The organism is Rothia sp. HMSC08A08 (assembly GCF_001808385.1).
Taxonomy (GTDB): domain Bacteria; phylum Actinomycetota; class Actinomycetes; order Actinomycetales; family Micrococcaceae; genus Rothia; species Rothia dentocariosa.
In genome coordinates, this window is the sequence record NZ_KV793081.1 from 84,524 (window position 1) to 110,478 (window position 25,955).

Genomic DNA, 25,955 nt, shown 5'->3' on the forward strand with positions numbered 1-25,955 from the left:
TCCTTTATTGGTACGGGGGCTTACCCGTCTAATTCGTCGAGCATGCTCTCTAAATAGTCGAGCACCGCACCGTCATTATTCGAGCCAATCACCCGCTGAGACACAGCCTTGAGCTCGTCTGAAGCATGGGCCATTGCCACACCGGTACCGGCGAACGAGAGCATCTCAAGATCGTTATCGCTATCGCCAAAGGCTACTATCTGAGTAGGGGTTATCTGCAAACGATCACACAGGTCTTTCAGCCCCGTTGCCTTATTCACACCGGCACGCACCAGGTCGATTGCACCGAAACCACTAACGAGCGGGGTTACCGTCTGCGGCAGGGTGCGCCGTAACTGTGCTGTAGCATCCGGCAGATCCCGATGCGTTACTTGCAGAGAAAATTTGATGGGAACACCACGCACCTGCTCGTAAGAACTAATACGCTCGGTTCCGGGATAAAACATACTGGCAAAAGCGAAGGGATCGATATTCTGCGGCAGCGGCTTACCCTGCACCTCAAAATAGTCCCGGATAATGTTCATAACCGTTTTTTCGCGGTTTTCCAGTATAAAGCTGCTCTCTTCCGTACACACAACGATCCCAAGCTGAGGCATACCGTTCAGTATCTCGTACACACGCGGCAGATCCTCGGCAGCAAAATGATGCACCGCAAGTTCCCCGGAATCATCCGCTACATAGGCACCATTTTCTGCGATATAAATAATGTCTCGATGTTCAAAACCATGCATATACTGGCGTAATTTCGTGTAGGTATTTCCGCTTGCCACCACAAAATAAATTCCATGCCGAGACAAGCAGGTTAGGATTCTCTCAAAACGCTCAACATCGAACGTCTTATCATCATTCAGGAAAGTACCATCCATATCTACGGCAACCATACGCACGGGCTTGTTACTGCGGTTTTCCTGCTGTGTGGGCATTGGGGTTCCTCTAATAATCGGCATGTACAAAGGCTACGTTTATAAACACAAGCTGACTGTACGCGGGAGAGAATATCGTTCTGCTCCGCACATTTCTCCATTAATTTTAGTTTCTTTATATACACAAATCGTGTGACATCACCAAAATTCCCCCTTTACGGGCGTTTTCTTTCTATACTGTGAAAAGCATTCACTCTATGCACACATACAATCTCTAGGAATCATTGATGTTAAAAACACTGCCATCGCGCTCTGACGCGCATGTTTTTTGGTCATCTGCATCAGATCAAGGGCGTTCCTTGAAACTCGGTACAAGATTTTCCGCAGCTTTTCTAGCCCTAGGACTTGCGCTGAGCGGATGCTCCTCTGAAACTATCACAATTTCTGAGTCTACCGTCTCTGCGTCCAGCACCCCCTCAGCGAACGAACACTCTTCTACTTCTTCACAAAGCACGGAGGCCTCACAGCAACCCACGGTTTCCGCGCAGGATTCGGAACAAACACCCACCGTGACCGAGGTAGGTGAATCACCCGAAGAGAATAATGCCGATACTTCGACGGCTCATCCGGGTTCCCAAATTCGCCCCGGAACCGTCACTATCGTCAATCCTGATACCAGCTCCGTTGAGCCTCAAGGAACGGCGCCTATAGGATCTGACGAGGCTAGTGAGGCCCTGCGCATCCTCAATACCCTTCCCGTTAAAGGCCGCGCCCCTAAGACCGGGTACTCCCGTGCCCAGTTCGGAGATGCCTGGAGCGATATCGACCGTAACGGATGCGATACCCGCAATGACATTCTCAACCGGGATCTCACTGCAAAACAGCATAAAAACTCTCGCGGATGCGTGGTGATCTCGGGCATTCTTAACGATCCTTACACCGGGAAGGTCATTAATTTCATGCGTGGGAAAGATACCTCGGAGCAGGTTCAGATCGACCACGTTGTGGCGCTTTCCGACGCCTGGCAGTCGGGTGCTCAGGAGATTTCAGCTCAAGAACGCTTACAACTCGCCAATGATCCCGAAAACCTTCTGGCAGTTGATGGTCCTGCGAATCAGCAGAAAAGCGATTCGGATGCCGCCACCTGGCTGCCAGCAAACGCATCATTCCGCTGCTCTTATGTGGCACGTCAGATTCGGGTGAAAGCTAAGTACCCCCTGTGGGTCAAACCAGCCGAAAAAGAGGCTATGATCAACGTTCTTACACCCTGCGCAGGAGCCGCAGAAGCACCACCAGCTCCGAAGCCTGCGCCTGATACCCCCGCTCCTGTAGTCCCGGCGAGTGCCCCTGCTCCTGTAGTCCCGGCGAGTGCCCCTGCTCCTGTGCCCCAGGTGGATGCACCTCCCGCGCAGAACCCCGCCCCGGCTTTGGCATTTCAAACCTGCGCTGATGCCCGTGCCGCAGGGTATCGTAATATGCACCGCGGTGCACCGGGATATTCCGAGCATCTTGACCGTGACGGTGACGGCATAGCATGCGAAGCACGCTAAGTTTCTGAACGTTCCCTCCGTCTGCGCTCCCCTACAGATGCATAAACCCCCGCCCCGACAAGCAGTCAGGGCGGGGGTTTACTGTCACAATTCTTCATCTTGAGGCCCATATAGACTCTTTAAGAGTGCAGCATCACGCCGAACCTGTGTTTAAGCTGTGTAGAACCTATGTAAAAAAGATTTATAGATGTTTACCTTTGCTTGATAAAACTTTACCTGACAACCTTGTAGTTATGAAGAATGAAATAACTAAATCTGTTGGCACCCTAATTTTCCGCGTAGCGCTGGGCTTCACCTTTGTCATGCACGGTTTCCAGAAGGCATTCCTGATCGGTCCCGCAGCAGAAGGTGCAGCGTTCGCCAAAATGGGTATTCCTGCACCCGAGCTTTCGGCGTACTTTACCATTGGTGCCGAGCTTATTGGCGGAGCTCTCTTGATCCTTGGTTTAGGAACTCGTTTTGCGGCCGCCGCCATCGCAATCGCTATGGCAGGTGCTTTTATTTTTGTTCACATCAACGACCCCTTCATCACCGATCAGAAGACCGGCGCAGGCTTCGAGTACGTTTTCGTCTTGGGCATGGCAGCCATCATGTTCATTCTGACCGGTGGAGGCAGGTACTCACTAGATTCGTTCTTCAGTCGCAATGAGGCTTAACCGCCTGAGCGTTCTTCCAGAACGTATCTATCACTCATTCGTCTACCCACCCGGAAGGCGCCGTCGTCGCGACGGTGCCTTCTTTATATACCGTGGATTCTCCCCTACCCAGCGATCCCATGATTCTCATAAGGTAGAGATACGCTCGCCTCCCAAGGCATACAAATAGCCCGTCGCATCCGATAAAACATTTGGATGCGACGGGCTATTATAGCGTGCCCCCAGTGGGACTCGAACCCACACTGGACGGATTTTAAGTCCGCTGCCTCTGCCAATTGGGCTATAGGGGCAAAGTCTAAACCCGCAAGACCATTACTAAGAATAGCATTAGTTTGCGGGTTTCGACGCTTTAAGCTCGTTAGAGCTTTGCCTTAGTCTTCGCCGGTGCCGTTCCGGTAGCCTCTTGGAAAGCGAGACGCGGGGAACGCTGGTGGCGAATTGTCGTGGTGTCACGACCAAAGAGCTGGTTGAGCGCCCAGGTCGTCATAACGCGCACGGTACGCTCGGTCGTGGGGATTGCAGAACCGTGGTAGCCGCGGTGCATAATCCATGCGAGCGGACCTGCAAGGGTCTTACCTTTGAAGTTTGCAACGCCCTTCCACAGACCTAGACCGGCAACCACACCGATGGTCTCATGGTAGTAGTCGGTCAGAGGCTCGCCGCGGCGTGATGCCAGAATATTCTTGGCGAGAACCAAAGCCTGGCGAGATGCGTGCTGTGCGTTTGGTACGCAGAAGCCGCCCACGCCGCCTCCGGAAAGGTCGGGAACGGCAGCGTTATCGCCAGCCGCCCAAGCGCCCTCGACCACGCCATTATCGCCAGCCACACGCAGATCTGCGTTCACGCGAACGCGACCGCGCTCGTCGATCGGGAAATCAGTGTTCTTGAGCATCGGCGATGCAGCAACACCAGCAGTCCAAATGAGCGTATCGGTATCCATCTCACCAGCGGGCGACTTATCTGTCATGTTGATGAGCTGCAGGTGACCGTCGGTAGCGTCCGAGAGGGAGGTATTGAGCAGAACCTCAATGCCGCGAGCGCGAAGCTCAGCCACAACCTTCTCGGCACGGTCTTCCGGAACCTCCGGCATGATGCGCGGCGCAGCTTCGATCATCACGAAGCGCAGGTCAGATACGCTCAAACGGTCGTTACGATTAACAGCTTCGCGAGCCATGTCTTCCAGTTCGGAGATGGTCTCAACACCGGCGAAACCGCCGCCTACGACGACGACGGTCAGAGCGCGACGGCGTGCATCGGGGTCATCCAGTACGGAGGCAACCTCAATACGTTCCAGCACCCAGTTACGCACGGAGACGGCTTCTTCGACAGTCTTCATGCCGATAGCAACTTCGGCAAGACCGGGGATTGGGAACGCACGGGTCACGGCGCCAGCGCCGAGAATGATCTCATCATATTTCAGTTCGAAGGGTTCGCCATTGTCGATGGGCTCAACTGTAGCAGTACGCTCTGCATGGTTAACGGAGACAACATGCCCGGGAATCAACTCGGTATCGCGCAGGTGCTGGCGGAGCGGAACGGTAGCGTTACGGCCTTCCATCGAGCCCGCAGCGACTTCGGGCAAGAACGGCTGGTAAGTCATATAGGGGTTAGGCTCTACGATGGTTACCACGCCACCGGTCTGTTTGATAGCCTTCTGAATTTTCTTGGCGACGGTAAAGCCTACGTAGCCACCACCAACAATAAGAATACGGGGACGATCCTGTGCCTTATGAAACGACATATATTGCTACTTCCTAGATTTTGTTTACTCGCTGCCTTTAGCGCGCGAGCACTCAATGATACGTTCACATGCGCTTCCCAGGGTGCAGGATACATGGACATGTGAACGAACAGAAACTCTTAAGCTTTCTCCGTAAGCCCCGATGTTCGGTGCCGCAAACGCGAAAACACTATTTTTCCTGCATGTTGTATGCCACTATTTTACGCGTTTATCTCGAGGAAAACACATTTATGTAGGCATACGAAGTAAGGAAAACCGCCCTTGGATGATAACGTTTCGCGTTTATGCGCAAGATTTTGCCCCGTCAGCGGGGTTGCGTTCCGCATCATGTAGCGCGTCCTTAGGGTGTTTTAAACCTTTGCTCTACCCACAGACCGGGTGTTAGGAGTCACGAAGTTTTCTTCCACATTTTTATCGGAAATGTTTATTAACTGCGTGCTTTTCACCATCACTAGGAGGAGCTAGGATTCCGTGGCTCAGGTTCGTGAGCCGATGAAGGCTCTGGAATACCAGATTCCGGCGCGGCGGGTATTGAGGAACGCCCCGAAGCGGCACCCTGCGGACGAAGGCGCGACGAGTTAGCCGTCTTCTTGCGCGGCGTGCGCATATTATGCTTCTTCTGGGCGGAAGCGACCTTTCGCGGTGCTGAGGCCAGGCGACCGTCCTGCCCCGTAGGATTCTGTACGGATGCTGAACTCGCTGCCTCGTCAGGAACATCTGGAACACCTGTTTCCGGAACTTGACGCTTAATCCCGGAAATATGAGGCAGACGAGGTTTCCGATGCGGAGGTAACGGACCCCTACTTAAACGGTGGGCTCGATGCTGTGCCATACCGTTCTTCTGAGTGGGCCGGTGCGAAGCTTTCCCAATCGTATCTGCCGATATCTGTGACGCTTCAGGAACGGAGGATTCCTGCCCTACGGTCGAGTTAGCCGGCTCGGGGGCGGGACTCTGCGGGGTGCGAGATACGCCCTCGCTCTGAGCTACAGTCTGAGCCAAAGCAGGTTTTTCTGATTCCTGAGGTTCAGGTGTGATGGGCTTTTGCTCGGGCGCAGGCGCATTCCCCTGGTCTGCCGGTTGAGTCGCTTTCGCGGATGCGGCAGGAACCTGCGTTATCGTATTGTGCTGGTCGGTCTGCTGAGACTCTGCCGGTTTCTGCGTCTGAGGTAATGGCTGTCCTGTAGCCACCGTTGACTGTTCAGCCACGCTTGATGCTGATGCCGCAGGTTGTACTGCGCCGACGTTCTGTGCCGAGTCAACATTGTGCTCCGTTGTGCCAACGTTCTGCACGATGGCAGGAGGCTGCGTGGGCACGGCGCTCTGCTCGGTACCCGCTGCGACTGCGCTCTTCTGGGTTGCAGCCGCATCCTGCTGTTTATCTAAGTTCTGATCCGCCCCAGGTTGGAGACCGGAGGAGGGCGCTGACGGCACTGCGGCTGCGGCATCTGGTGCCGGGGAGGGAACAGAGGCAGGTACAACCTGTGTTTGTGCCTGCGCATCAGGCACAGCAGTCTCAGGTTCGGGGCTCTGGGGCGCGCTGGCAACGGGCGGCTGAATGGCAGGAGCGACCGGAGCAGGAGCATCCGGAACAGCAACCGAAGCTGCGGAAGGCTTGGAATGTGAAGCTTGCTTTGGCTCACCGTGCCCGTGCAGATGAGGATGCGGCACTACATTGCGTACATTAACGTGCAAGCGATGCAGACGACGAACACTGCGCACCGTGAGCAGCCCCAAAATCACGAAGAGAGCACCCACGATGATAAACGGCAAAAATCCGCGGTCCTCAACCGGGCGGCTGGGCTCTGGGATCTTCGCCTTAACGATAGTCTCGCCTTCTTCATGCACCGGTGTGGCCGAAGCATCGGCGGGAGTTGGCGCAGGCACCTCTTGACGGCGGTGCACGGCTATCCATGCCTTCAGCGACCCTAGCGGATTCTCCGTAGCATCCTGCGGAGTCGAAGAATCCAAGGCCATCAGCGGATTTATGATGCCAAACCCATACACCGGGTCACGCCCGGCAGCGCCAGTGTCGTCGGCGCTTTCAGTAATACGCTGAATAATCTGAGCCGCACTCAGATTGGGGTACTTAGACTTAATCAACGCCGCAAGACCGGAAACCAGCGGAGCGGACGCCGAAGACCCCGACCATATCATGTACTTATTCCCCGGCGCGGCAGCAATCATATCGTTGCTCGGCGCCGTCACACCAATAGAAATACCCTGAGTCGAAGAGCCCTTGGAAGCCTCACGCTGACGATCCACGCCGCCAACCGTCAGTACCCCCGGAATAGTCGCCGGGGCACCCACCTGGGTAATACCGCTGCCACGGTTACCGGCGGATGCTACGACGACCACGCCCTTCTCTTCGGCGTAGGCAAAAGCATCGTCCCAGCTCTTGGGCCAGGTCGTCTTATTCGAGCCAATAGAAAGATTGATGACCTGCGCGCCATGATCTACCGCATAACGCACGGCGGCGGGAATCTGCTCATCAATACTTTTCTCAGCATTCGAGACCATGTTAAGGGAGATAGGCAGAATCTTGGCATCCGGCGCCACGCCGATAACGCCCGCAGGTTTACCAGGCTGACCGGCAATCTTAGGAATACCGGAAACATTATGACCGTGGCCGGCAATCAGGGATGCAACTTCGGTGCCGTGCATGGGTTCTACACCCAGCCCCTGCCAACCGTTAGGAGAGCCCTCGCCAGAAGCGTCATAACCCTCCAGCACATTATCTACGAGATCCGGGTGGGTGCCGTCGACACCGGTGTCAATGACGGCAACCGTCACACCCGATCCCGTCGATTGTTTCCACGCATCCACAATCCTGTAGTCGGTAAGCCAATATTCGTGCTGACGAACGTCGTCCTTACCTAGAACAGCTGCTTCAGCGGGAGTGAGCGTTATAGGGGTTGGTGAGGCCGTCGGAGCGGCAGATGCAGGAGCTCCGGACAGGGCTAAACCGGTCGCGAGCGCCCCGCATCCGAGAAGCGCTACGACCCGACGTATGCTTGTGCGCGTCATCGTGACGATGTGGTTGGAACGCGTCATACCTGTGTACCTACCGTCGTTGGGTGTTAGTTGTACATGCTTAACGTACCTGGGATAGTGCTATACCGTCCAGAATGTCATGTTCGCTCACCGTCACAGAATCGATGTTTCCTTCGGTGATCTCATGCAAACGAGTCATGATACGGGCGTAAATGGTAGCCCCGGCGCCAATAACATCAACCCGACCGGGGTGCATATACCCCAGCGCGGCGCGCTCCTCGCGGGTCATAGAGCGCAGCATCTCTGCCGTTTTCTGCACCGTATCTACAGAGATGGAAGAACCGTTAATAACCTCGGAATCATAGGTCTTTAGCCCCAATGCAGCGGCGGCGATCGTGGTTGCAGTACCGGCAACGGCAACGGCCCGGGTAGCCTTTTCGAGAGGAACGCTCTGCAATACGGTGTCGATTGCCGCATCGGTGTCAGCTTCAACACGTTGAATCTGATCCGAGGTTGCGGGAGCAGATGCCATATGCCGTTCGGTCAGGCGCACACACCCGATATTTACGCTTCTTGCCGCCTGCACGCCGTCTTCGGTCCCAAGCACGAATTCGGTAGACCCACCGCCCAGGTCAAAGACTACGGTCTTAGACTCATCGGCACCGACCGCCAGTACGGCGCCCGCAAACGACAGTTCCGCCTCTTCGTCGCCAGTAATTACCTCGGGTTCAATACCCAGAATGTCACGAATACCATCCATAAAAACCTGACGGTTTCCGGCATCGCGGGTGGCACTCGTCGCCACGAAACGAAGCTTCTTAACCTTGTGTTTACGCAAAAGTTTTGCGTATTCCCGCGTTGCCTCAAAAGTGCGGTCCAAGGCCTCTTGAGCAAGCCATCCAGTGGCATCAACCCCCTGCCCCAGGCGGACGATACGCATCTGCCGCACCACGTCGTTGAGGCGGGTTACCGTGCGACCGTTAACGGTTTCGGTGCTGGCGTCAGCGATCAGAAGACGGATAGAGTTGGTACCGCAGTCAATTGCGCCAACACGCATAATGGGCTCCAATCCACGCAAAGCGTGAGGTTTTTAAGGTTATCTAGCCTGCCGCAGATTAATGCGTCGAGCTACTTACATATTAGGTGCCCGTACCGGTTACAGGGAACGGCACGGGCAAAGTTCTTAAAAATGGCTGAAATTAGGCATCCCGCCATGATGGTTCACATGCGCAAACCTGCGGGGTCCACCAATCGGCGATCTCATCCAGACCCCAGTCCCCCATAGGGTTAATGCCGCGGCCCACCGCTAGGGTGTGACCAATCACGGCATGCAAGCATTTGACGCGCGTGGGCATCCCGCCCGCCGAAATATTCTCAATTTCGGGCACCTCATCGGTTCCGCTGATCAGACGTATGCGCTCACGCTCGGCCAGGTAGTTTTCGTGTGCTAGGGTGTACCGACTCGCAAGTTCGGTATCAGCCGCGAGCGCATCGGTCATCTCATACATGAGGCCCCCCGCTTCCAGGCGGGATGCGGCCGCAGTAATCGCCGGATGCGCCAGGTAAAACACGGTTGGGAACGGGCTTCCGTTCGATAGCCTCGGCGCTGTGGCGGCAACGAGCGGGTTACCGCATACACAGCGTGCGGGAATCTCAATAACATCCCGCACAGTACGGCCCAACTGTGCTGAGAGCACTCGGATATCTTGGTCGGTGGGCGTCAAGGTTTCTACGGTAACGCCGAAACCCTGCGGGGCGCGGTTTTTGAGGTCTTCTACAGTGCTCATAGATCTTTCTTGAAGAATCGGTACGTCAGGTTTTATCGTACAGCACGGTTCACGTGTACAGCCGTACCGGCGTTACTTATCAGCAGGTTTAGGCGAAGGAGCCTTACCATCGTTCAGGGACCCCCAAAGTTTGTTCGTCCACGAATCTTCGGGAGCATTTTTCCCGGAGGCAGAGGTGCTGTCAGCCCGGCCGTCATCCGAATCTATACCGGTGACTGTATACGGGGTATCGCCCGGCGCCACATAGAATAGACGGCTGCGGGCCTGCTGGCGCACATAGTCGTCGTCTTGCCACCAGGTTTTCTCGGCTTGAAGCTGCACGTTTTCCTGTTTGAGTTCAGCAATGCGGGCGCGGGTAGTGTTAATTTCTCGCTGCTGATCAACATAGTTAGTCAGCGGGTATGCGGTACCCAGCAGGAGCACCGCGATCATAATAAGAATGCCCAAAAATTTTCCGCTAAAGCGATGCGCCGCGACGGGAGTCTCGTAATTCTCATCCTCATCGTGTTCGCGGTGGATGCGGCGTTCACGTGCATCGCGTTCCCTATCGGTGCGATGTGCCCGGGTACGGGCACCGAAGAAACTATTGGCGGCGCGCATCCAGGCGGGGCGCTGCAAATACGAGCGTTCTTCAACGGTTCGATGGGTTGCGGTGATGTGGGGTTCCTTCGCCGCAGGTGCAGAAGATTTGACGCTCGCGAACTTAACCTGTTGATTGTGCGATTCACGATGCGCTGGCTGCGGGGGCGGCAGGGTGGCCTTCGAGCGCCGTGCAGTTGGCTTCTGTTGAGCCCGCTTATCTGCAGTGTTGGTCGTGCGGGATGAACCGGGTTTATGCGCCTTCTGCTTGCGAGCACGGGATTTACGGGCAGACGGTGGAGCATCGGAAAGACTTTCGCGCGCGGCGGCGGACTGGCTGCCACGTGATGTGCGACCTCGACGCGGTTCCTGCCCCGCCGGGCTTTTGCGTCGTTCACGTCCGTCGCGCTGAGCCATCATGTAGTGCTTTCCTTCCCTGCCCCTAAGTCTCTGGTTACCATTCTAAGCTACCGTAAACGTTCAGACGGAGTTATCCCCCGAAAAAGTGATATACCCGAACTATTGCGGGTGCATTCCCCTAACACCTAGGAAAAAAACTGAGCTGTTAGATTCGGAGGGATACATGTTCAAGAACCATAAAGCGCGCCATCGTCGTATGCGCCCTTCTAGAGAGAAGTCTACGAAGAAAAACAGGAGATAAAAATCTGGTGCTCTCGCAGGTAATGTACCAGTCGAGAGCACCAAATTATGATGTATACGGTTCTAGCTGTCCGTATATTATCGCGTTACGCCTTCTTGAAGCGGGGGAATGCTGACTTGCCAGCGTAAACAGCGGCATCGCCCAGTTCTTCCTCAATGCGCAGCAGCTGGTTGTACTTTGCCACGCGCTCGGAACGTGCGGGTGCACCGGTCTTGATCTGACCCGCGTTAGTTGCCACAGCGAGGTCGGCAATGGTGACGTCCTCGGTTTCGCCGGAACGGTGAGAAACCATGCAGCGGTATTCGTTGCGCTGTGCCAGTTCCATAGCGTCCAGGGTCTCGGTGAGCGAACCAATCTGGTTGACCTTCACCAGCAGAGCGTTTGCCGCCCCCTCGTTGATGCCCTTCTCAAGGCGCTCGGGGTTGGTCACGAACAGGTCGTCACCGACGATCTGAACCTTGTCACCAATCTGCTCGGTCAGGGTCTTGTAGCCTGCCCAGTCGTTCTCGTCTAGCGGATCCTCAATGGAAACCAGCGGGTACTTCGCCACAAGATCAGCGTAGTATGCGCTCATCTCTTCGGCAGACTTCTTCTGACCCTCGAAGTCGTAGGCACCGTCGTTATAGAACTCGGAGGATGCCACATCCAGTGCGAGAGCAACCTGTTCACCGGGCTTGTAGCCAGCCTTCTCGATTGCCTCAATAATGAGATCAAGAGCCGCAGCGTTGGATTCAAGGTTCGGTGCGAAGCCGCCCTCATCGCCCAGGCCGGTAGAGAGGCCACGGTCGTGCAGCACGGACTTGAGCGAGTGGTAAACCTCAACACCGGCGCGCAGAGCATCCGAGTAGTTCTCGAAACCGATGGGAGCAATCATGAACTCCTGAATATCAACGTTGGAGTCTGCGTGAGAACCACCGTTGAGGATGTTCATCATGGGAACGGGAAGCACGTGGGCGTTGGGGCCACCCAGATACTTGTAGAGGGGAAGATCTGCGGACTCTGCGGCTGCCTTAGCGACGGCCAGAGAAACACCCAGGATTGCGTTAGCGCCGAGTTTGCCCTTGTTGTTGGTGCCGTCCAGAGCAATCATGGTTGCATCAACAGTACGCTGATCAGCGGCGTCGATACCGATAATTTCTTCCGAAATCTCTTCAATAACAGATTTGACGGCGCCCAGAACGCCCTTGCCTAGGTATACGGACTTGTCGCCATCGCGACGCTCGACTGCCTCCCACTCGCCGGTGGATGCGCCCGAAGGCACAGCGGCGCGTGCGAAAGCACCATCTTCGAGCAGAACCTCAACCTCAACGGTCGGGTTGCCGCGGGAATCCAAAATCTGACGGGCGTGAACTGCGGTAATAACAGCCATGAAATTGCTCCTTAGAGAGTACAGGATATGACGGCTCGCTCCTGTGATGTTGGGCGAGTCCCGTTGCCCTAAATTTTACCAAAACTCCCACACAAACACACTAGTTACCACGGGATTTTTTGCGATTCCTGAGGGTATCCAACACCTTTAGTCCCTTGTAAACTCGCCTCTCAAAAGTCATTCCCCCTGTGGACGCAGCATGTCCTCGCACCGCAGGCACCAATTCGAACCCCAACCGATAACGACAAAGTTCTTTATCACACTCTACTAAAACGATTGAACATCTTTAGAGCCGGTTTCTACATCGCGCAACACAGGTGTGTAGTGCTTTATGCCCCACCCACGAATGTAACCAGTGAAGCTCTATTTCAGGGCATAAAACAGGCACCTTTAGATGCGAAAAACTATCGCATCTAAAGGTGCCTGATAAATACTCTTCAGCCTACGCGGCCACGAGGCTATTGGTTGTACTCAATAAACTTGCGGGTATAGGTGCGTAGGGCACGTTCCGCATCCAGCCCATTCTGACGCGCGCGGCACACAAGCGAAAAAAGTAGCTCACCGAATTCTTCCTCACTATAGGTAAAAGGAAGATCATCGTCCAAGGAGGTAGGCTCCGGCGGAAGCACAATGTCGGCCTTGCGGGCCTTAGCAATTGTCTTCTCCGCTAGAGCCAGCGCAGGAAGATGAGGGGGAATGCCGTCAAGCGGACCTCGATCGGATTTCTCCGTTTTCTTTAGTTCATCCCAGAAAACCTGTTGTTCGGCGGCGGTCATCCGAGACTCGTCCGAAGAATCGCTGAAAACATTCGGGTGCCGATCGTGAAGCTTTGCGTCCAGACCCTCGATCACCTGCTCGATCGTAAAGCCGCCCGGTTCTGCCGCCGCAATATCGGCATGGAAGAGAACCTGAAGCAGAACATCGCCCAACTCTTCGCGTAGAAGCTGCAGGTTCGTACCCTCGGGTGCCTCGACAGCCTCCACGACCTCATAGGATTCCTCAATGAGGTATCGAATGAGGGACTGATGAGTCTGTTCGGCGTCCCAGGGGCACCCGCCGGGCGCGCGCAGGGTTGCCATCGTCTGCACCAGACGCTCGAAGGCCTTCCCAGCTCGTGCGGCAACCTCAGCTACCGTTTTCTCAGAAACTCTATCTTCATTCACGGGCGGGCTTCTCCTACATGCTCCAGTGAGTCAGAGCATTCGCCATATGCGCCGGAATCTTAGCCCCCAGACGCGGGAACATGCGCAGTTCCTCTACGTAGCGATCGGCCTCAAGCTGGCGGGGGTACCGTACGAAAGCCTGCTCATTCGAGTAATCGAATGCAGACTGCACGGGCACGCCCGGGGTGAAGGTCAGGCTCATGGCGAGTGGCGACCCTTCACCTTCGCTGTAGGAGTCGGCCTTGAGCGTGGGAATACCCAAATCTTCTTCCGAAACTAACTCGAAGGTTCGTACCTGCTCCCAGAATCCGTTGCGGCGCACATGGGTGAGCACATCGTAGTAAGAGCCCACCGAGCGCACCCGGATCAACACGGTCGTTGCATCCTTGGCGCTGCCATTCTCGCCGAAAAGAGCTTCGGTTACCGGTGCCAGATGCTCGATCACCTTGGCGTCGGTGAGTACCAGGTTTCCCTCGGCAAGCGCATCGCCAGCGAGCACGGAGGAATGTGCCTGATGCGCGGGGGTATCCGGCTCGGCCTCTGCGGGAGGCAGATCTGCGGATTCATGCTGCGCGGTCTTACCGTTTACAGTTGATTCTCCGGACTGAGCAGCAACAGCGTATGCGGTCTGCGCGGCAGGCGCATCCTGCTTATTCGACGCCGATTCCTGAGGCTTCGTGTCGGTCGAGCCTGTCAGCGAGTCCTTCTCGACTTCGGGGACGAGAGCGAGGTCATCCACATGCTTGGGCAGTGCAGAGGAACTGTCGGTACTGGTGGTGCCAGCCTGGGATTCCTCCACCACAGCCTGAGTTACATTCGCACTCTGATTCTCCGAGGTGTAACCCGCAGTAGTCTTGGCATCACTCTCAGCCTTGACGGTGCTTTCGGAATCAGCCGCCTTCTGTGAGTCCTCGCTCGTCTTATCAGCAGCGGACTTCGAGCCGGTACCCGAAGTCTTCACCGCAGCGGAAGTATCCGCAGCGTCTTCCTTCGCGTTCGATGCAGTCTTCTTCGCTTCGGAGGATGCCACGATAGTCGCCAAAGCCGCCTGCATGCTGTTGAGTTCTTCTTCGTCTTCAGAAGATTTCTCAACCTTGGTTTTCTCTACCTCAGCTTCGGGGGTTGAGAGGCCGGAAGAGTCCTTGGCTGCAGATGCGCCAGACACCGCCGATTTCTCGGAGACAGCATCGGCTTTAGCGCTGTCAATCTCGGTCTTGCTCTGCTCAGCAGCTTGAGCATCGTGACGACCGGTGACATTCTGCGGATCCGCATCGTAATCGTATTCGTAGCGTGAATCCTCGCGGTCGCTCTTCGACGATGCCGCGATCCCGGCGGCTGTCACGCCTGCGGCGCCAAGGGTACCTGCAGCGAGCGCGCTTGAACTGCTCTTGGTCGATTCTGCTGTAGCAGAATCAGACTTTGCAGTATCTGCCTGAGCCTTCGCAGAAACTTCCTGCGCCTTGTCCTGAGCCTCGGAGGACTTCTTCTCGGAATCTACGGTATGTTCGGATTTCTCAGACTTCTGTGAATCTTGAGTATTGGCTTTGTCGGCATCAGCAGACTTGACGTTCTGGGTGTGGTCGTCAAGATCTTTCGCCTTCTGAGACTCAGCGGTCTTAGCTTGTTCATCGCTCTTATCCTGAGCGAGCTTTGCCTCAGATTCCTTCTGCGAAGAGGTATCATCGGCGGAATCAGCCAGCGCTGAGGTCTTCGCGGTCGACGTTTTCTGATCTGCAGCATCGGTGGATGCGGTGCTCTGGTCGGCGGAGGACTTTGCCGACTCGGCGCTTTTCGCTGATGAGTCTTTCTGCGAAGCCGAGTCTTTCTCGCTCGTTTCGAGAACGTAATCCGTGGTGTAACTCGATGCATCGGCGGTGTTCGTGTACGAAGCCTGTACCGCTACCAACCCGTTCTCGCTGGGGCTTGCTACCACGAGGGCACGGTTCCACACCCTGCCCGCGTCCTGTGCTCGAACGTAGAGCGAGGCAATCGACGAGAACCACGCATCGGTCGGAACCACAACACCCTGTTCGACTTCGCTGCCGCGATGGAAAATCCGGTAGTGCATATCGTCGCCCAGCTGGCGCAGTTCGTAGGACACCTTCCCGGAGCCGTATCCGCACATCGCAGTTACGAGGTCGTGCAGCGGATTCTCGGGGGTGAGAACCTCCGCCTTTTCGTTCCCTTCAACGGATGCTGCCGCCGCATGCGATGATGCGGCTGCGGCGCCGCTCTGAGAGGCTTTTTCATCGCGCGCAATTTTTTCGACGTCCTGCTTCTTGGAGTCTTTATCTGTGGAAGAGTGGGCTGGGACCTCATCGGCCACGGTCTTCTCGTGCTGTACAGCCATCTTCTCGGCAGAGGTTTTCTCAGCCGAAGTTTCGACGCTGCGATTCTTCTCGGGAGCCAAGGTTTCAGGGTCGTTACGGTCATCAAGATGTTTGGCGGAGCCCGTTGCCCCCGAGCCGACAAACTCGATCTTGTCGGACTTCTTCGAAGCCGACGGTGTAGACTCCAACCCGCTCGTCGCCTGAGCCTCAGGGCTAGGTGACTTTTTCTCGTAAGCAGAGACTTTTACATCCGAAGCAGATTCGGATTCTTGGGGTGTGGACTCAAGCGTAGACTTCGAGTCGGCGTTCGCTGTCTTCTTATCGTTTGAGTTCTTAGACTCAACACCGGGCGCGGGCACGAAAGCAGGCTTCTCTTCGGCATCGGTAGGCACGACTCCTGCGGCAAGTTTCTCCCGCTCACGATCCTCAACGTTCGGGGTCTTGATGTCCGCAGATTCTTTCTCTGCAGAAGAAGACGGGGAAGCAGCCGCTTCGGCGTGTGAGGATACTGAGGAGGTATTCCCCTTGTACTCGGTGCCGTATTTCGTCTCGTTAAATTCTTTAAGTGCGTCCTGCACGTTTTGTTTCTGGGAGCCTGCTTCACTCTGTACCGACGCGGTACCCGAAACCGACACTGCGTTCGATGAGGGAACCGCAGTGGCGGAAGAGTTAGTCTCAAATGCATCCGCAGGCATACTCGTTGCGCGGTATTCAGAAATCTGGGGTGCACGTTTCGGGGCGGAAGCGTCGGGTGCCTGAGCTGATTCCTGTGTGAAAGAACCCGTCTGAGCGGCATCTGCGTTCGCAGCCTGTGAGGAAGCGCCCACGGTTTTCTTGCCTTCTGCTGACCCGGAAGTCCTCGCTTCGCCTGCTGTGGACGCCGAAGGCTCAGCAGAAGAGCCGCTGTGCTGTGCAGACTGTTTCAAAGCATCGACGTTAAGGTCAGAAGTATCTTTGCTCTTCTGCTCTTCCTGTTGCATGCGAGTGCTCTCAGCCTGCACAAACCGGCGCAGGGAATTCTCCCAACGCTGCTGTTCATTCACACGTTCCGCGAGGGTACGATCCGATGCCTCTGCATCGGAGTTAGGGAGGGCGGATTTTACGTCGTCAGCCTGTGCTTCTGCCTCAGCCTGGGCGGCTTTCGCCTGCTCTTCCCACTTCTTCTTACCGATTCCAAAGAATCCCACAGAGTTCTCCCACTCGTCAGCTGTTCGGTGCCCCGCAATGATGCGGCGCGGTTCGGTCATCCCCTATAGTTTATCCTGCAAATGTTGTTCATGAGTGGGTATGACGCAGGTTTTGACGTTCATGCGCGGCTTAACACCGTTTTTTCTAGGGTAGACATCACTATTTTGGTTTTTCAGGCGCAATCCCACTCCCCCGGCAGATGCCCGCTATTTCGGCGATGCACCCGCACTTGACGTATTCCTCCTGTGACGAAACCCGTTCTTTCATAAAGTTTTCGTAAAGATTTGGCGGAGACCCCCATAAATATTTCTCGGTGCTGCGTGCTTCGGCGCCAGTGCCCGGAATATCCTCTATTACAGGTTGTCCGTAATATTAACGCGCCTCATCCCGCACCGGGTTCGCGGCCTTCGCAGCCTTCGCGAGCTCAAAACGCACGGCACGCAACGCGGTCGCCGCCATCACGCGCACACCCACGCCAATCGCCTGCTCATTAGGAGCGTAGTCCCCCTGATGTAAGTCGTAGACAGGATCTTCCGGGGCGCGAGTTCCTAGGCGGAACATCGAGCCTGGAACCTCCTGCAGAATCCACGCGAAGTCTTCTCCACCCATTGATTGCTCAACCAACACGATGGACTCTTCGCCTAATTCGGCGCGCGCCGCGTTTTCCAACATGGTAGTTTCCGCGTCGGTATTGACGACCGGGGGCACACCACGAATATGTTCAACCCTCGCCTGCACGCCAAAGGGAACCGCGACCTGCTCAATTACCTCGTCCAGCAGGTTACCCGCCTGACGCCACACCTCAACATCCAGACATCTCATGGTGCCCGCCAAATAGCCTTCAGCGGGAATAGCGTTCGGGGCAACCCCGGCGCTCACCTGCCCCCACGCGACCAGCACGCCGGAACGCACATCGGTACGGCGCGTGAGCACGGAAGGAACCTGCACAGCAATCTGACTCATCGCGTAGATAAGATCCTCGGTCAGATGCGGCCGAGAGGTATGACCACCGTGACCACTCAGGTGAATCTTAATCGTGTCTGAAGCACTCGTAATCGCCCCGATGCGCGTGCCAATTTTCCCCAGTTCGACCTTCGGATCGCAATGCAGAGCAAAAGCACGCGGGATATTGCGTAAAAGACCTTGCTCAATCATCTGCACAGCCCCGCCCGGCAACTGTTCCTCGGCGGGCTGGAACAGGATACGCACGCTGCGCCCCAGCGGAGTCTTTTCGTTCAGCTCGTGAAGCGCCAGAGCAACCCCGAGCATGACGGTCTGGTGAATATCGTGCCCGCAGGCGTGCATCACCCCGGGTATGGTCGATGAATAAGGCAGATCCGTCTGTTCGACGATAGGAAGCGCATCAATATCAGCGCGAAGAGCTAAAGCAAACGGTCCGTTTCCGATATCAACGTAGCAGCCGGTGCCTTCGCAAGCGATAGGGTTCAGCCCTGCCTCACGCAGCGTCGTCATAATGCGTTCAGTCGTTTTCACCTCGCGGAATGAGAGCTCCGGGGTACGGTGCACCTCGCGGCGGAATTCCACAAGGGTAGGCATCATGCGAGCCGCCCAGTCGTCGAAGACAGGGGTCGAAAGATCGTAACGTGAGTTTGCAAAAACCATAGTTCGAGAATAGCGCGAATCCGCAGCCAGTACACACCTTCCGGCGGCCCTCTTACGTTCGTTGAAGTTTTTGTACGCGACGTGACGAATCATCGCGTTGTGTGGCGGATTTATGACATTGTGACGGATTGTGACGAGACTGAAACCGCCGCCTGCAGACGCGGAAATTATCTAGCGAGCACCAGTTCGTCCTAATATCGCAAACAAAAATGTGGTGTGGGCACACCAACCTTGCGCCCACACCGCATATTTTGTGTCTCTACGAGTTCTCCAGCCGCTAGGCTTAGAGGGCTCGCGCCAAAATAGCCTGCTTGACCTCGGCAATAGCCTTAGTGATCTGAATGCCACGCGGGCAAGCCTCGGTGCAGTTGAAGGTTGTGCGGCAGCGCCACACGCCTTCTTTATCATTGAGGATTTCCAAACGCAGGTCCCCAGCGTCATCGCGCGAATCGAAGATAAAACGATGCGCATTCACGATGGCAGAAGGACCGAAGTACTGACCGTCCGTCCAGAAAACGGGGCAAGAGGAGGTACAAGCCGCGCACAGAATACACTTTGTGGTGTCGTCGAATCGGGCACGTTCTTCCGCAGACTGCAGACGCTCACGTTCCGGTTCATTCGAGTCATTGATGAAGAAGGGCATGATCTCGCGGTACGCCTGGAAGAAAGGCTCCATATCGACAATCAGGTCCTTCTCGCAGGGAAGACCCTTAATCGGCTCAACGATAATGGGCTTGGTAATGTCCAGATCCTTGAGCAGGGTCTTGCACGCTAGGCGGTTACGTCCGTTGATGCGCATCGCATCCGACCCACAGATACCGTGCGCGCAGGAACGACGGAATGAGACCGAGCCGTCGAGCTCCCACTTGATCTTATGCAATGCATCCAGCACGCGGTCGGTGCGGTACATGGTCAGGTTGAAGTCATCCCAGTATGCTTTATCCGATACTTCGGGGTTGTAACGGCGCACGCGAATCGTCACGTCATAGGTGGGGATGTTCCCGGAGTCTGAACCGGACATACCTTCAAAGAGCTTGACCGATTCCGGTTCGGGAGTTTCGTGTTCAGCCATTTTAGTACTTACGCTCCTTGGGTTCGTAGCGAGTGTAGACAACGGGCTTGGTATCAAAACGCAGACCCTGCACACCCTCAAACTCAGACTCGGGATCTAGATAAACCATCGAGTGCTTCATGAAGTTCACGTCGTCGCGCTTCGGGAAGTCCTCGCGGTAGTGACCACCTCGGGATTCCTGGCGGTGCAGTGCGCCCACCGACATCACCTTGGCAAGCTGCAGCAGGAAGCCGAGCTCAACAGCCTCCAACAGGTCAAGGTTGAAGCGCTTGCCTTTATCCTGAATCGAGATATTTGCGTAGCGCTTTTCGAGCTCGTCAATGGCGGCGAGAGCCTTGCGAATGGTTTCTTCGGTACGGAACACCTGCATATCGGCTTCCATCACACGCTGCAGCTCGGTGCGGATAGCGCCAACCTTTTCGGTGCCCTGCCCGTCACGAATACTATTGAGCATCGCGAGAGTGCGATCGGCAGCGTCATCCGGAACAGGCACGAAATCTGCGGATGCGGCGTATTCTGCGGCGCGGCGGCCAGCACGCTTACCAAACACGTTAATGTCCAGAAGTGAGTTGGTTCCCAAACGGTTTGCACCGTGTACCGACACGCAGGCTACCTCACCGGCTGCGTATAGTCCTGGAATAGTCTCTTCGCTGTTGCGGTACACCTCGGTATCGTTGTTCGTGGGAATACCGCCCATCGCATAGTGCGCGGTGGGGAACACCGGAATAGGCTGGTGGTGCGGCTCAACTGCCAGATAGGTACGCGCGAATTCGGTAATATCCGGCAGTTTCTCGTCGATATGTGCGGGTTCGAGGTGAGTGAGGTCTAGGAGCACATAGTCTTTATGCGGTCCGCAGCCGCGACCTTCACGCACCTCGTTCGCCATTGCACGAGCCACGATATCGCGGGGGGCTAGGTCCTTAATGGTCGGTGCGTAACGTTCCATGAAACGCTCGCCCTCGGAGTTACGCAGAATACCGCCCTCACCGCGGGCACCCTCGGTCACGAGAATACCCAGGCCCGCAAGACCGGTGGGGTGGAACTGCACGAATTCCATATCCTCTAGGGGAAGACCTGCACGCAAGGCGATTGCCATGCCATCACCCGTAAGGGTGTGCGCGTTTGAGGTAGTTTTGAAAATCTTGCCGCATCCGCCGGATGCGAAAATCACGGATTTCGATTGGAAAACGTGTACTTCGCCGGTTGCCAGGTCATAGGAGACAACACCTGCAGGTCGGGGGTTGCCGTTTTCATCTTCTGACATAATGAGGTCGAGCACGTAGAACTCGTTGTAGAACTCGACATTGTGACGCACGCAGTTCTGGTAGAGGGTCTGCAGAATCATGTGACCAGTGCGGTCGGCAGCGTAGCATGCGCGACGCACGGCGGCTTTACCGTGATCGCGGGTATGCCCGCCAAAACGACGCTGGTCGATGCGCCCCTCGGGGGTACGGTTGAAGGGAAGACCCATTTTTTCAAGGTCGAGCACGGCGTCAATAGCTTCTTTCGCCATAATCTCTGCCGCATCCTGATCGACAAGGTAGTCGCCGCCCTTGACGGTGTCAAAGGTATGCCACTCCCAGTTGTCTTCCTCAACGTTAGCTAAGGCGGCGCACATACCGCCCTGTGCCGCACCGGTGTGCGAGCGGGTGGGGTATAGCTTCGTCAGCACCGCGGTTCGTACGCGCTGCCCCGCCTCAATAGCGGCACGCATACCTGCGCCGCCAGCGCCAACAATCACTACATCGTACTTATGTACCTGCATGATGCTCTCTCTCGTATGTCAAAAATCTTTAGTGTTTTACCCTTAGGGGGCCGGGCAGAAACTAGGCAGCAGATTAGCCGCCGCACCCGAGGGGCAGGGATCAAAAGCGAAGATCGTGAGGGTTCCGACCAGCAGCACAAAAGCGGATGCTGCGAAGAGGATAATCTTCAGCCACACACGCACGCGATCCTTTTCGGCGTAATCGTCAATGACCACGCGGATGCCGTTGGTGCCGTGGAGCATAGCCAGCCACAGCAGCAGCAGATCCCAGATTTGCCAGAAGGGGTTTGCCCATTTACCGCCCACGAAACCGAAGTCGATCGCGTGAATGCCGTCCCCCACCATGAGGTTCACGAAGAGGTGCCCGAAAATCAGCACAACCAGCACGACACCGGAGAGGCGCATCCCCAGCCAGGCGAACATTTCAAAGTTGTTGCGCTTGCTGGAGGAGCGGTTGTATTTCACACCATCAATCTTGTTATCGCGCAGGCGAGGAACCGAAACGCGTGATTTGAGTGGAGTAGACATAGCTTAGTGACCTCCAAGGTGTGAGAAGACGATCGGCAGGTGGCGAGCCGCGAATCCTGCAACAGTAATTGCCCACAGGAACAGAACAACCCACAGAATCTTAATGTGCGGATAGGTAGCCTTCTGGTTGATCTCGGGGGAACCGTCTTTGCCTTTGCTCATCACATGCTCGACTTTGGCGTTAGTAGCTGTTCCCCAGAAGTCGATAAGAATAATGCGAATACCGTTGAAGGCGTGGTACACGATGGCTGCCACGAGCGCGGTCTCTCCCAGACCCATCACGGGGTTTTTGTAGAGGCCGAGAACGCTATTGTATGCCTCGGGAGAGATACGGACCACGGCGGTATCAAGTACGTGAACCAGTAGGAAGAAGAATATAGCGATACCTGTCACACGATGAGCGACCCAAGACCACATGCCCCATCGGCCGCGGTACAGGGTCCCCTTTGAACTATTCAGCACTGAATAACCTCCTGTCGCCGCTGAGACGACGTCGGGGTCTGTGTGTTTAACCTCGGCGGGAAGCGCGCTCAGCAACTCCTGTGATTTCATATTGTTAGTTTCAAGATACCAGGTAATTCACAGGCTTATTGACACCTCGTCTCCTTATTTCGCAGGAAACTACAAGGTTAATTACGAAATAGTTATTTTGCGATACCCCTCCGTGAGCTGAGTTCATGCGGAACTAACCTTTACCTAATGTGATGCATCTCTTGATATTTTTTATCTGAGACTTTCCTGGAAATCACTCTAAGAATTCGGCATATTACAAAAGCCCCCGGTATTCTGGAACTGATGAATACTGCATTAACCCGTTTCCGCCCGCTTATTCCAGCTGGCGGTGTTGGTTCGCGTTTGTGGCCGCTTTCGCGTGCTCAGGCGCCGAAGTTCCTTCTCGACCTCACAGATTCAGGTAAATCGCTCTTGCGTGATACTTACGACCGTCTCATTGATTTGAGCAACGGCTCCGTCATGGTCGTGACCGGCACTTCTCATGCCAACGCTGTAACCCAGCAGATTCCCGAATTACGAGCCTCCGACCTCGTCTTGGAGCCCTCCCCGAAGGATTCTGCAGCCGCTATTGGTTTAGCGTGCGCTATTATTCACGAGCGTGAACCGGATGCGATTATTGGTTCCTTCGCCGCTGATCACGTCATCAACCCCGTTGATGAATTTCAACGCGTGGTGACCGAGGCGGTTATCACGGCAGCTTCAGGAAAGATTGTCACTATCGGCATTACCCCCACCGAGCCGTCGAGCGCGTTCGGATATATCAGAGCGTGCACTCCACTGGGGCTTGCTCACGCACCGAACGCCCTTGCGGTCGAGTCTTTTGTTGAAAAACCCGATAGCGAAACCGCGCAAAAATACCTAGACTCCGGGGACTACACCTGGAACGCTGGCATGTTCGTGGCGCCCGTATCCCTGATGCTGCAGCATCTTGAAAAGAACGAGCCCGAGCTTTACGCCGGGGTTATGAAGATCGCCAAGGCTTGGGATACTCCCGAGCGTGAGAGCATTATGGAACAGACTTGGGGCACTCTCCCCAAGACCGCAATCGACTACGCCGTTGCTGAGCCTGCCGCTGCTGCTGGCGATGTTGCAATGGTCCCCGGCTCCTTCAGCTGGGACGACGTGGGAGACTTTGATGCCGTTGCTCGTCTTAACCAAGAGAAGCATGGTGAAGGCCTCACAATTCTCGGTGACGAAGACAATGTGATCAATCAAGGCTGCAGCGGTATTGTTGTCGCGAATAGCAACCGCAAGATCTCGGTGATTGGCCTTGACGATATTGTGGTGGTTGATACCCCCGATGCGCTCCTCGTCGCACCGCGTGAGCAGGCTCAGGCCGTGAAAGACACAGTTGCCGAGCTCAAAGATCGCGGCTTGGCTGATCTTCTCTAAAAGCGGCCATCGCTTAAATAACCACGCCGTATGGCGTTTATAACATTCTCAACACTCACTCATCGGGTGGATCGGCATGATATTCGCGCTGATCCACCCATTATTTATATCCCGGCTCTTACTTATTCAATAATGATTCTCATGTGTGATAGTCTCTGTGTATGTCCAACACACGAAAATCATTTTTGACGTCACTAAGTTCACTCGGTCTCGTATCCTCCCTGCTCCTTGCAGGATGCGCGGGCGGCACATCCTCTGCAGGCTCCTCAGAGCCTTCCGCAGGAGCGTCCTCAGGGGATTCAAACGCAAGCGCCTCGCAGTCTCCCATCGTTGAAGGCAAAGGCGCGTCAACCCGCCTAGCCATCACTTATGACGGCGGCGTGATGGTGTACGACGGTAAAGATATGAAGCTTCTGCAGGATATTCACAAAGATGGTTTCCTGCGCCTGAACGATGCGGGTGATAACCGCCATCTGATCGTAGCCGATGGATCCAGCTACACCTTCCTCGACACCGGCGTATGGTCGGTAGCACACGGTGACCACTCACACTACTACACCACCGCTCCCAGCCTCTCGACACTGTCGCTTCAGGCCGACCACACCGGGCATGTTATTGCCGATAACGGTAAGGTTGCGGCATTCGCAGACGGTACCGGCACCTTCGACGTATACGACCCCGCAAACCTGGTATCCAATAAGCGCACGGCAACTAACCTTGAAACCAAGCAGGTTAAGCTCCCCAATCCTCACCACGGATTCGCTATTCCCCTGCCGAATGACCAGTACCTCGTAGCAGTCGGGGATTCCAAAACCCGCACGGGCGCAGCCGTGGTAGACGCTAACGGTAAGACCATAACAGAGAACAAGGAATGCCCCGGTGTACACGGCGAAGCTATCGCGCGGGATAATACCTTCACGATCGGATGCACCGACGGCGTACTCATCTACCGGGACGGCACTTTCACGAAGGTGACAAACCCCCAAGATCCCTACTCACGCTCGGGCAACCAGGCAGGAACGGCAGACTCCCCTTACGTTCTGGCGGATTATAAGACGGATAAGGACGCCAAACTTGAGCGTCCCGAGAAGTTTGCCATCATTGATACGGTCGCCCGCACGCGAGAGGTATACTCACTCCCCAAAGGAGTCAGCTACACCTTCCGTTCCATGGGCCGCGGACCTAACGGTGAGGCTCTGCTGCTCACCACGGACGGTAAGCTGCGTATCTACGACCCGGCAAACGGCACCGAGCTTGGGTCTGTACAGCTAATGAATACGTGGACCGAGTCAGAAACTTGGCAGGATCCTCGCCCGGCATTGTGGGTAGACGGTAAAACTGCCTATGTGACCGACCCTGAGACGAAGAAGCTTCACGCGGTATCACTCTCGGATGCTTCTCATCCAAAGACCCTCATGAGCATTGATCTGCCGCAGGTTCCTAATGAACTCAGCGGTGTGTCTTCCGCGAATGCGGCGCCCGTAACTGCGGACTCCCACTAGGAAGAAGTTAGAGAGCGCAAGCCCCGATACCTGAACCGGTATCGGGGCTTGCGCTGTAGGTACATATATCAAGATTGTGGAGCGCAGTTATGGCTTAAGAGATAGTGCTCCCAGAGGTTCCCAATCCGAGCCATCATAGGCATATACGTGCAGAGTATCTACAGTGAACGAGCGTTCTTGTTCTGGTAAATCGTCGAAAATCCGATGCGCTTGCCGCACCTGATCCGGCGTCAAAGAACGCCCCAAGGTAATATGCGGAACGTAAGGGAAAGGCGATGCCCACTGCCCTAACTCCTGCACGCACGCGCCATGAAGTTCGGCAAAAGTATCGGCACCTAAGATAACGTCCAGATACTCGATCTCAGAGTTTGGGCGGAAGGTGCACACTCCCCCAGCGCGCGCCTGCGCCGTACCAATTGCGGCGAGTGAATGCGCCAGTGCATCCGAACGCCAGTCGTTCTCATTCTGCTCGGTCAGCTCGCTAACATACACAGTCACATGATTACTCAAATCAGTGGGAAGAGTCATGCCGGTTCTCTTCTTCCAGTCCACAAGACGCTGCCCCAGCGGTCCGTTCACGTGAGCAATCAGACTCAAATAACGCTGCCCGGGGTGAAGAGTGGGCGATTCCTCAGTGTGTGATAGATTCTCGCAGGTGTTCTTAACAGTCACAGCGTACCT

19 protein-coding genes and 1 tRNA gene are annotated in these 25,955 nt (G+C 55.5%); 4 read left to right on the forward strand and 16 right to left on the reverse strand.

Translation table 11 applies throughout. The annotated features are described in order from the left end of the window. Positions 1-20: 20 nt before the first annotated feature. The gene (locus HMPREF3164_RS09810) at positions 21-923 is read right to left on the reverse strand and encodes a Cof-type HAD-IIB family hydrolase (protein WP_070450777.1); all 903 of its coding nucleotides are present in this window, start codon (positions 921-923) and stop codon (positions 21-23) included. Between the two features lie 227 nt (positions 924-1,150). Here HMPREF3164_RS09810 and HMPREF3164_RS09815 point away from each other — a divergent pair, with 227 nt between their 5' ends. Continuing rightward, positions 1,151-2,413: a GmrSD restriction endonuclease domain-containing protein gene (locus HMPREF3164_RS09815; protein WP_246822674.1), complete on the forward strand. Its 1,263-nt coding sequence runs from the start codon at positions 1,151-1,153 to the stop codon at positions 2,411-2,413. A 233-nt stretch (positions 2,414-2,646) separates the two neighbouring features. Next, the gene (locus HMPREF3164_RS09820) at positions 2,647-3,069 is read left to right on the forward strand and encodes a DoxX family protein (protein ID WP_048751375.1); all 423 of its coding nucleotides are present in this window, start codon (positions 2,647-2,649) and stop codon (positions 3,067-3,069) included. 216 nt (positions 3,070-3,285) lie between these two features. Here the strand turns inward: HMPREF3164_RS09820 and HMPREF3164_RS09825 are convergent. The 14 genes from HMPREF3164_RS09825 to sdhC all read right to left on the reverse strand — a co-directional run bounded on the left by HMPREF3164_RS09825 (position 3,286) and on the right by sdhC (position 22,329). After that, positions 3,286-3,359, reverse strand: a tRNA-Leu gene (locus tag HMPREF3164_RS09825). A gap of 68 nt (positions 3,360-3,427) precedes the next feature. Continuing rightward, a complete protein-coding gene (locus HMPREF3164_RS09830) occupies positions 3,428-4,810 on the reverse strand; it encodes an NAD(P)/FAD-dependent oxidoreductase (RefSeq protein WP_048751316.1) in 1,383 nt (460 codons plus the stop codon). Positions 4,811-5,261: 451 nt separating this feature from the next. Further along, positions 5,262-7,862, reverse strand: coding sequence for a S8 family peptidase (locus HMPREF3164_RS09835; protein WP_070450779.1), 2,601 nt, complete (start codon positions 7,860-7,862; stop codon positions 5,262-5,264). 40 nt (positions 7,863-7,902) lie between these two features. After that, entirely contained in the window at positions 7,903-8,859 is a 957-nt protein-coding gene (locus HMPREF3164_RS09840; RefSeq protein ID WP_048751314.1) for a Ppx/GppA phosphatase family protein, read from the reverse strand. A gap of 142 nt (positions 8,860-9,001) precedes the next feature. After that, positions 9,002-9,589 carry a DUF501 domain-containing protein gene (locus HMPREF3164_RS09845; protein WP_070450781.1) on the reverse strand — a complete coding sequence of 196 codons (588 nt, stop codon included), beginning with the start codon at positions 9,587-9,589 and terminating at the stop codon, positions 9,002-9,004. Positions 9,590-9,661: 72 nt separating this feature from the next. After that, complete coding sequence (locus tag HMPREF3164_RS11000) at positions 9,662-10,588, reverse strand: FtsB family cell division protein (RefSeq protein ID WP_246822675.1); 927 nt, start codon at positions 10,586-10,588, stop codon at positions 9,662-9,664. A gap of 326 nt (positions 10,589-10,914) precedes the next feature. Beyond that, positions 10,915-12,198, reverse strand: coding sequence for a phosphopyruvate hydratase (gene eno / locus HMPREF3164_RS09855; protein WP_004006066.1), 1,284 nt, complete (start codon positions 12,196-12,198; stop codon positions 10,915-10,917). Positions 12,199-12,656: 458 nt separating this feature from the next. After that, entirely contained in the window at positions 12,657-13,361 is a 705-nt protein-coding gene (locus tag HMPREF3164_RS09860) for a nucleoside triphosphate pyrophosphohydrolase (RefSeq protein ID WP_070450782.1), read from the reverse strand. Between the two features lie 13 nt (positions 13,362-13,374). Continuing rightward, positions 13,375-16,938, reverse strand: coding sequence for a hypothetical protein (locus HMPREF3164_RS09865; RefSeq protein ID WP_070450784.1), 3,564 nt, complete (start codon positions 16,936-16,938; stop codon positions 13,375-13,377). Positions 16,939-17,251: 313 nt separating this feature from the next. Beyond that, on the reverse strand, positions 17,252-18,502 hold the full coding sequence (locus tag HMPREF3164_RS09870) for an amidohydrolase (RefSeq protein ID WP_070450786.1): 1,251 nt from the start codon (positions 18,500-18,502) through the stop codon (positions 17,252-17,254). 283 nt (positions 18,503-18,785) lie between these two features. Beyond that, positions 18,786-19,574: a succinate dehydrogenase iron-sulfur subunit gene (locus HMPREF3164_RS09875; protein WP_013398564.1), complete on the reverse strand. Its 789-nt coding sequence runs from the start codon at positions 19,572-19,574 to the stop codon at positions 18,786-18,788. A gap of 1 nt (position 19,575) precedes the next feature. Beyond that, on the reverse strand, positions 19,576-21,339 hold the full coding sequence (gene sdhA / locus HMPREF3164_RS09880; RefSeq protein WP_004006061.1) for a succinate dehydrogenase flavoprotein subunit: 1,764 nt from the start codon (positions 21,337-21,339) through the stop codon (positions 19,576-19,578). A gap of 42 nt (positions 21,340-21,381) precedes the next feature. Next, the gene (locus HMPREF3164_RS09885) at positions 21,382-21,867 is read right to left on the reverse strand and encodes a succinate dehydrogenase hydrophobic membrane anchor subunit (protein ID WP_004006060.1); all 486 of its coding nucleotides are present in this window, start codon (positions 21,865-21,867) and stop codon (positions 21,382-21,384) included. A gap of 3 nt (positions 21,868-21,870) precedes the next feature. Then, a complete protein-coding gene (sdhC, locus tag HMPREF3164_RS09890) occupies positions 21,871-22,329 on the reverse strand; it encodes a succinate dehydrogenase, cytochrome b556 subunit (RefSeq protein ID WP_037231971.1) in 459 nt (152 codons plus the stop codon). Between the two features lie 333 nt (positions 22,330-22,662). On the opposite strand from sdhC, the gene HMPREF3164_RS09895 reads away from it, so the two are divergent. Continuing rightward, the gene (locus tag HMPREF3164_RS09895) at positions 22,663-23,772 is read left to right on the forward strand and encodes a mannose-1-phosphate guanylyltransferase (protein WP_070450788.1); all 1,110 of its coding nucleotides are present in this window, start codon (positions 22,663-22,665) and stop codon (positions 23,770-23,772) included. Between the two features lie 161 nt (positions 23,773-23,933). Further along, positions 23,934-25,274, forward strand: a complete 1,341-nt coding sequence (locus tag HMPREF3164_RS09900) for a hypothetical protein (RefSeq protein ID WP_083297379.1) — start codon at positions 23,934-23,936, stop codon at positions 25,272-25,274. 87 nt (positions 25,275-25,361) lie between these two features. Here HMPREF3164_RS09900 and HMPREF3164_RS09905 read toward each other — a convergent pair whose 3' ends face one another. After that, the gene (locus HMPREF3164_RS09905) at positions 25,362-25,946 is read right to left on the reverse strand and encodes a 2'-5' RNA ligase family protein (protein WP_070450792.1); all 585 of its coding nucleotides are present in this window, start codon (positions 25,944-25,946) and stop codon (positions 25,362-25,364) included. Positions 25,947-25,955 lie beyond the last annotated feature (9 nt).